At 66.6% G+C, this 6494-nt stretch carries 6 protein-coding genes; 2 read left to right on the forward strand and 4 right to left on the reverse strand.

Translation table 11 applies throughout. The features are described 5' to 3' along the window. Positions 1-34 precede the first annotated feature (34 nt). Positions 35-1723 (reverse strand): methyl-accepting chemotaxis protein, encoded by a 1689-nt coding sequence (locus VD964_RS28690; RefSeq protein ID WP_324871840.1) that lies wholly within the window; start codon positions 1721-1723, stop codon positions 35-37. Between the two features lie 228 nt (positions 1724-1951). Here VD964_RS28690 and VD964_RS28695 point away from each other — a divergent pair, with 228 nt between their 5' ends. Beyond that, positions 1952-2683 carry a DUF6065 family protein gene (locus VD964_RS28695; RefSeq protein ID WP_324871841.1) on the forward strand — a complete coding sequence of 244 codons (732 nt, stop codon included), beginning with the start codon at positions 1952-1954 and terminating at the stop codon, positions 2681-2683. On the opposite strand, the gene gmk is transcribed toward VD964_RS28695, so the two are convergent. Together gmk and VD964_RS28705 are read right to left on the reverse strand one after the other, a co-directional pair. Next, positions 2684-3331 carry a guanylate kinase gene (gmk, locus tag VD964_RS28700; RefSeq protein WP_310114105.1) on the reverse strand — a complete coding sequence of 216 codons (648 nt, stop codon included), beginning with the start codon at positions 3329-3331 and terminating at the stop codon, positions 2684-2686. It lies immediately after the preceding gene. Between the two features lie 22 nt (positions 3332-3353). Continuing rightward, entirely contained in the window at positions 3354-4220 is an 867-nt protein-coding gene (locus tag VD964_RS28705) for a YicC/YloC family endoribonuclease (protein WP_324871842.1), read from the reverse strand. Positions 4221-4362: 142 nt separating this feature from the next. Between VD964_RS28705 and VD964_RS28710 the strand changes: the two genes are divergently transcribed. Further along, on the forward strand, positions 4363-5172 hold the full coding sequence (locus tag VD964_RS28710) for an SDR family NAD(P)-dependent oxidoreductase (protein ID WP_324871843.1): 810 nt from the start codon (positions 4363-4365) through the stop codon (positions 5170-5172). Positions 5173-5181: 9 nt separating this feature from the next. Here VD964_RS28710 and VD964_RS28715 read toward each other — a convergent pair whose 3' ends face one another. Continuing rightward, positions 5182-6468 (reverse strand): hypothetical protein, encoded by a 1287-nt coding sequence (locus VD964_RS28715; RefSeq protein WP_324871844.1) that lies wholly within the window; start codon positions 6466-6468, stop codon positions 5182-5184. Between the last annotated feature and the right edge of the window lie 26 nt (positions 6469-6494).

Raw genomic sequence — 6494 nt, forward strand, 5'->3', positions numbered from 1 at the left:
GCGCGCCTCCCCCGGACGCGCGCCTTGCGGCCGTTCAGCCCTGGCGGATGCGGGCGACGAAGGCCGAGACCTCGTTCAGCATGCGGTCGGCCCGCTCACCCACCGCACGGGCGGCGGCGGCCACCTCGGTGGAGGCCTGACCGGTGGCGGTGGCGTGGCTGCAGACGAGGTTCAGGCTGTCGGACACCGAGCTGACGCCCTGCGCCGCCTCGTTGACGTTCTGGCTGATGTCGCGGGTGGCGGCACCCTGCTCCTCAATGGCGGCGGAGATGCTGGAGGCGACGCCGTTCACCGTCTCGATGGCGCCGCCGACCCCGCGCATGGCCTCCACCACCGACGAGGTGGCGTCGGTCATGGCGGCGATCTGCGCCTGCACGTCATCGGTTGCCTTGGCCGTCTGGTTGGCGAGATTCTTCACTTCGCTGGCGACGACGGCGAAGCCCTTGCCGGCCTCGCCGGCGCGTGCCGCTTCGATGGTCGCGTTCAGCGCCAGCAGGTTGGTCTGCTCGGCGATGGAGCGGATCAGGTCCACCACCTCCACCGTGCGCCGGGCGACGCCGTCCAGCTGTTCGATCAGCGCGTAGGTGCGGCGGACGTCCTCCACCGCGCGGGCGGAGCCGGTGGTGGATTCGGCGATCTGCTGGGCGATCTCGCGGATCGACGCGGCCAGTTCCTCGGTCGCGCCGGCCACCGCCTGGACGTTGCCCGAGGTGGTTTCCGCCGCGCGGGCGGCGCCGTCCATCAGGCGGGTGGTCTGCTCCGCCCCGCTGCTCATCGCGCCGGAGGTGTGGGTCAGCTGGCCGGCCGATTCGGCGACCGAACGGACCAGACCGCCGACCGTGCTTTCGAACTCGTCGGCGAGGCGGGACATGGTGGCGCGACGGGCCTGTTCGGCCTCCTGCTCCAGGGCCGTGTGGCGGCGGCGCAGTTCCTCCGCCTCGACGGCGCTGAGCCGCAGCGTCTCGACCGAGCGGGCGAGCGCGCCCACCTCGTCGCGGCGTTCAGTACCGCCGACCTGCGTGGCGAGATCGCCCTTGGCGATGCGGCCGGTCGCGGTGCTGATGCCGTCCAGCCCCTTGGAGATGCGCGACACCAGACGGAAGCCGAACAGCCCGAGCAGGACCGACGCGACCAGCGTGACCACCAGCGTTTCCAGCAGCGTGCGCCGGAAGGCGGCATCCACGTCGTCGATGTAGACGCCTGTGCCGATCATCCAGCCCCAGGGTTCGTAGATCGCGGCGAAGGCCAGCTTCGGCACCGGTTCGCCGCCGCTGGCCTTGGGGAAGTTGTAGATCAGGAAGCCGTCATTGGACTTCGCCGAATCGATCAGCCCGCGGATCACCAGGACGCCGTTGCTGTCCTTGAAATCGGCCAGCTTGCGGGTGCCTTCCAGATCGGCGCGCACGCCGTGGAAGACGTTGGTCCCGTCGAACTCGTAACCGAACATGTATTCGCTGCCGAAGAAGCGCAGCGCGCGCAGGGCGGCCTTGGCCTGCGTCTGCGCCTCTTCGCGGCTGAACTCGCCCTTGGCGGCGCGGGCGTCGTAGGACTTGATGATCGACAACGAGGTCTGCACCACCGCCTGGATCGAGTTGCGGTATCCCTCCACCATGGTCTCGCGCTTGGACGTCGCGGACCAGATGCCTGCCACCAGGATGGTGACGAGGAACAGCCCCAGAAGGATCAGGAGCTTCGCCTTGATACTGTGAAGTTTGTCGATCATCGCCTTGTTCCACCCCAAACGCGCGACTCCGCCGCCGGAACGCTCCGGCGCATCGCGACCCGCTTAAATGATCAGTCCCTAATGGAATGCGCCACTCATACTGGAGTATCGGGCGTTGATGCAATCCCTAACGGAGGCATAGGGATAATCCCGATGGACACGTAACCGGTTGTGATCTTCGCGATCCGCCGGGTACCTTGGGCCGGAAATCTGGCAGGATGCGGCACTATGACACTGATCGCTTATCCGCTGTCGGGGGCCATGCCCGACATCCGCCCGGCGCGCCCGACGCGCGACTGGATCGACGCACTGCCGGAGCAGTACGGCTACCGCTGCCTGCCGCTGAACATCGCCAGCATGCATGGGTGGGAGGTCTGTTGCCCGGTGCGGGTGACGGCGGTCTGGGATGGCGGCACCGGGCTGGATGCCATCGCCGTCACGGCCGAGGAACCGCACCCGCTGCTGCCGGCCAGCCATTTCGGCAGCGGCGTGCTGACCTTCCATGTCGCGGCCCTGTTCCGGACGCCGCCGGGCGTGAACCTGATGGTGACCGGGCCGCTGAACCATCCGAAGCACGGGATCCTCGGCCTGTCGGGCATCATCGAGACCGACTGGTCGCCCTATCCCTTCACCATGAACTGGAGATTCACCGCGCCCGGCGTGCCGGTGACCTGGGAGAAGGGCGAACCCTTCGCCCATCTGATGCCGATCCAGCGAGGGCTGGTGGAAAGCCTGGAACCGGAGGTCCGCGATCTCGACAGCGATCCGGAAACCGCGGCGCAATACCGCGCGTGGGCAGCCTCGCGCAGCCAGTTCAACACCGACCTGCAGACCCCCGGCAGCACGGCGGCGCAGGAACGCTGGCAGAAGGGCTATTACCGCGGCAAGAGGCCTGACGGCAGCGAAGGCGCGCCCGACCATGAGATCAAGGTGCGGGCGAAGCCGTTTCCTATCAAATAATTACAGAGTGTCCTGAATGCTGCGCACGAATTCCGGCAGGCCGACCTGACGGCGGCGGCGCAGCCGTTCGGCGCGCAGGATCGACAAGACCGCGGCGATGCTTTCGTCCACGTCGTGGTTGACGATGACGTAGTCGTATTCCGGCCAGTGGCTGATCTCGTTGGACGCCTTGGCCATGCGGTTGGCGATGACCTCTTCCGAGTCCTGACCGCGGCCGCGCAGGCGGCGCTCCAATTCACTGACCGTCGGCGGCAGGACGAAGACGCTGACCAGATCGTCGCGGGCGTTCTGCGCCAGCTGCTGCGCGCCCTGCCAGTCGATGGCGAACAGCACGTCGCGGCCGGCCCCCAGCGCATCCTCCACCGCAACGCGCGGCGTGCCGTAGCAGTTGCCGAAGACGCGCGCATGCTCCAGCAGGTCGCCGGTCTCGGCCATGCGGTCGAAACGCTGCTGGTCGATGAAGTAATAATCCAGCCCCTCGGCCTCGCCGGGGCGCATCGCCCGCGTGGTCACCGAGACCGACATGGTGATGCCGGCATCGCGCTCCAGCAGGCCGCGGGCGATGGTCGTCTTGCCGGCGCCCGAGGGGGAGGACAGCACCAGCATCAGGCCGCGCCGGTGGATCAGGGGGGTGTTGGTCGCAGCCATGGCGTTCACTCGGTGGTGGTGATCATTCGATGTTCTGGACCTGCTCGCGAAGCTGCTCGATCGAGGCTTTCAGCGACAGGCCGATGCGGGTCAGTTCGACGTCCGCCGACTTGGAACACAGCGTGTTGGCTTCGCGGTTGAACTCCTGGCACAGGAAATCGTACCGGCGGCCGATGGCCCCGCCTTCCGCCATCAGGTCGCGCGCCGCCTGGATGTGGGCGCGCAGGCGGTCCAGCTCTTCCCGCACGTCGGCCTTGCCGATCAGGATGGCGGCCTCCTGGGCCAGGCGGTCCTCCGACAGGGCCGGGAAGGAGCCGAGAATGGCGGCGACCTGTGCGCGCAGCTTCTCGCGCAGCGCTTCCGGCTGGGTGGAGGCGCAGGCCGAGGCCGCATCGACCAGACGGGCGATCTCGTCCAGATGGCCGTTCAGCACCTCCGCAATGCGGGCGCCCTCGGCGAGCCGGTTGTCCACCAACTGGCCGATCAGCTTGGCAAGGTCGGCCTTCAGCGCCGATTCGACACGCTCGCGCGATTCGGTCTCGTCCTCTTCGACCGGCTCGATGATGCCGCGGACGGCCAGCAGCGAATCCAGCCGCGGCGGAGCGGCGCCGGCTCCCTCGATCTCGCGGGCGAGTTCCAGCACCTGGGCCAGAAGCTCCCGGTTGATGCGGAGCTGCGACACTGCCTGGGCGCGGTTGACGGTCAGCGTCAGGTTGACGTTGCCGCGGGCAAGCCGCTTCGGCAGCTCGGCGCGGGCCACGGCCTCGATGCTGTCGAAGCCCGACGGCAGGCGGCAACGCAGGTCCAGGCTGCGGCCATTGACGCTCTTGGCTTCGAAGGTCCAGGAATAGCCGTCGCCGTGCCCGTCGACGCGTGCGAAACCGGTCATGCTGGCAATGACGGGGCGATGGGCGGGCAAAGGCGGCCTCACTTGAAAAGCGGTGTCGGTTGGTGTCGTGCTTATAAACTCGACGTCACCCCACAACAAGCTCCGGCGCCGGATTTGGACCGACGAGCAGGGCGGAGATTTCATGAAGCAGCCGCGATCCACCTCCCGTTTCGTCCCCCGGTCCGCCCCCCGGTCCGCCCCCCGGTCCATCGTCATCACCGGCGCGTCGAGCGGAATCGGCGAGGCCCTGGCGCTGCTTTATGCCGCCACTGGCGTCGCCCTGGCACTGACCGGCCGCGACTCCGAAAGGCTGGAGGCGGTGGCGCAGCGCTGCCGCACCGCCGGGGCCCGGGTGGACACGGCGGTGATCGACGTGGCGGACCGGGCGGCGATGGCGGAGTGGCTGGCGCGGGTCGATGCCGCCGAACCGGTCGACCTGCTGATCGCCAATGCCGGGATGTCGGCCGGCACCGGCGATGGCGGCGAGACGGAGGAACAGGCCCGGCGCATCCTGGCGGTCAACATCGACGGTGTTCTGAACAGCATCCATCCGCTGCTTCCGGCGATGCGGGCGCGGCGGCGCGGGCAAATCGCCGTGATGGCGTCGTTGGCCGGATTCCGCGGCCTTCCCGGCGCGCCGGCCTATTGCGCCAGCAAGGCGATGGTGCGGGTCTATGGCGAGGCATTGCGCGGCGATTTGGCCGGGGAGGGGATCGGCGTCTCGGTCATCTGCCCCGGCTTCGTCAAGAGCCGCATGACGGCGGTGAACCGTTTCCCCATGCCGTTCCTGATGGAGACGGAGGCCGCCGCCCGCGTCATCCGCCGAGGGTTGGAGCGCAATGCGGCGCGCATCGCCTTCCCCTGGCCGATGATGGCCGCGGTCTGGCTGCTGGCGCTGCTGCCGCCGTCCTGGACCGACGGGCTGTTGCGTCAGGCCCCGCGCAAGCCTTGAGCGTGGTTCTCAATCCACCTTGGCGTGGGCGATGGCCTCGCGGACGCTGACGCCCTTGCGCATGATGTTGTCCACCGCCCGGCCCTGGACCAGCTTGATGCCCATCTTGTGGGCGTAGACCAGGCTCGACACGCTGTCGCAACGGGCCAGGATGAATTTGCAGCGGTCCTGTTCGGCGATGCGGTCGCGGAAGAACTTCTCGAACGACGGGTCCATCTCCAGCATGTCGTTCGACCAGAAGATCTTCGCGTAGTCCGCGTTCAGGTATTCAAGATCGAAATTCGTCACCCAGAACGGATTCAGCCCGTCCACCGCGATCTGGTAACGGCGGTCCTGGGCGAACTCCACCACCTCGTTGAACAGCGGCAGGTTTTCGATCAGGTCGCCCTTCGACACCTCCAGCACCACCTGGCCGCGGAAATCGATCGGCAGGCGTTCGTCGAACTTCACGAAGCCGGTTGAGATGACGGTGGACAGGTTGATGTTGATGCCGATCCGCCGCCCCCGCATGAAGCTGAGCCCATGGTTCAGTGCCCGCAGGACCGACTGGTCGAGGTTGGCGGTGAAATAGTTGAACAGCCACTTGTTGGCGGTGATGTCGTAATCCGGGCAGAGCCGTTCCTGGAGAAGCTTGATGGAGATGTAGAGCTCATAATACTCCATCTCCGCTTCGCCGCTGCCGATGTTGGCGATGCCCTGGTTGAACAGGAAGGGCGACAAATCGAACATCTGCATCGAGCGTTCGAGCTTGCCCAGTTCCTCCAGCGTGATCGGCGGCTTGGTTTCGGTGACGTGGCTGCCGGTCTCGTTCGCCTGAAGCTCCTCGATGAAGCGGATGACGTTGATGAAGTTCAACGCCAGTTCCATGATCGAGTAGAGCGAATATTCCTTGTAGGGGTTCGGTCCGGTCAGCGTCGTCTTCGACAGGAAAACCTGTTCGACCGTCTGGCAGACGTCGGTCACGCCGGTCAGCTTCAGCCCCTTGTAGAGGATGATGACGTCGCCGTTGGAGATGTTGAAGGATTGCAGGTAGGACGCCTTGGTCGCCAGTTCCTGGATGATCGAGCGCACCATCATCTGGCTGGTCGGATCGCGGTCCTTCAGCAGCGACAAATGCATGTGGATCAGCCGCATGCCCTGCAGTTCGTTCTTCGCCGACCGCAGCAGGTTCAGGAGCTTGTCGTTGTCGAAATCCGGCTTCTGGTCCTTGGCGGCGGCGACGGCGGCCTGCTTTTCCGTTGTGGAAAGCCGGACACGGTCCCGTCCAACCGGTGGTCTGCCGCCAAACCTGCTCATACGATGCTCACTCCCACAACAAGCGT

This window comes from Azospirillum sp. (assembly GCF_035628975.1).
GTDB lineage: Bacteria > Pseudomonadota > Alphaproteobacteria > Azospirillales > Azospirillaceae > Azospirillum.

Coding starts and splice junctions, on each gene's coding strand:
- VD964_RS28690 (WP_324871840.1), bottom strand. CDS start 1,723: ATGATCGACAAACTTCACAGTATCAAGGCGAAGCTCCTGATCCTTCTG.
- VD964_RS28695 (WP_324871841.1), top strand. CDS start 1,952: ATGACACTGATCGCTTATCCGCTGTCGGGGGCCATGCCCGACATCCGC.
- gmk (WP_310114105.1), bottom strand. CDS start 3,331: ATGGCTGCGACCAACACCCCCCTGATCCACCGGCGCGGCCTGATGCTG.
- VD964_RS28705 (WP_324871842.1), bottom strand. CDS start 4,220: ATGACCGGTTTCGCACGCGTCGACGGGCACGGCGACGGCTATTCCTGG.
- VD964_RS28710 (WP_324871843.1), top strand. CDS start 4,363: ATGAAGCAGCCGCGATCCACCTCCCGTTTCGTCCCCCGGTCCGCCCCC.
- VD964_RS28715 (WP_324871844.1), bottom strand. CDS start 6,468: ATGAGCAGGTTTGGCGGCAGACCACCGGTTGGACGGGACCGTGTCCGG.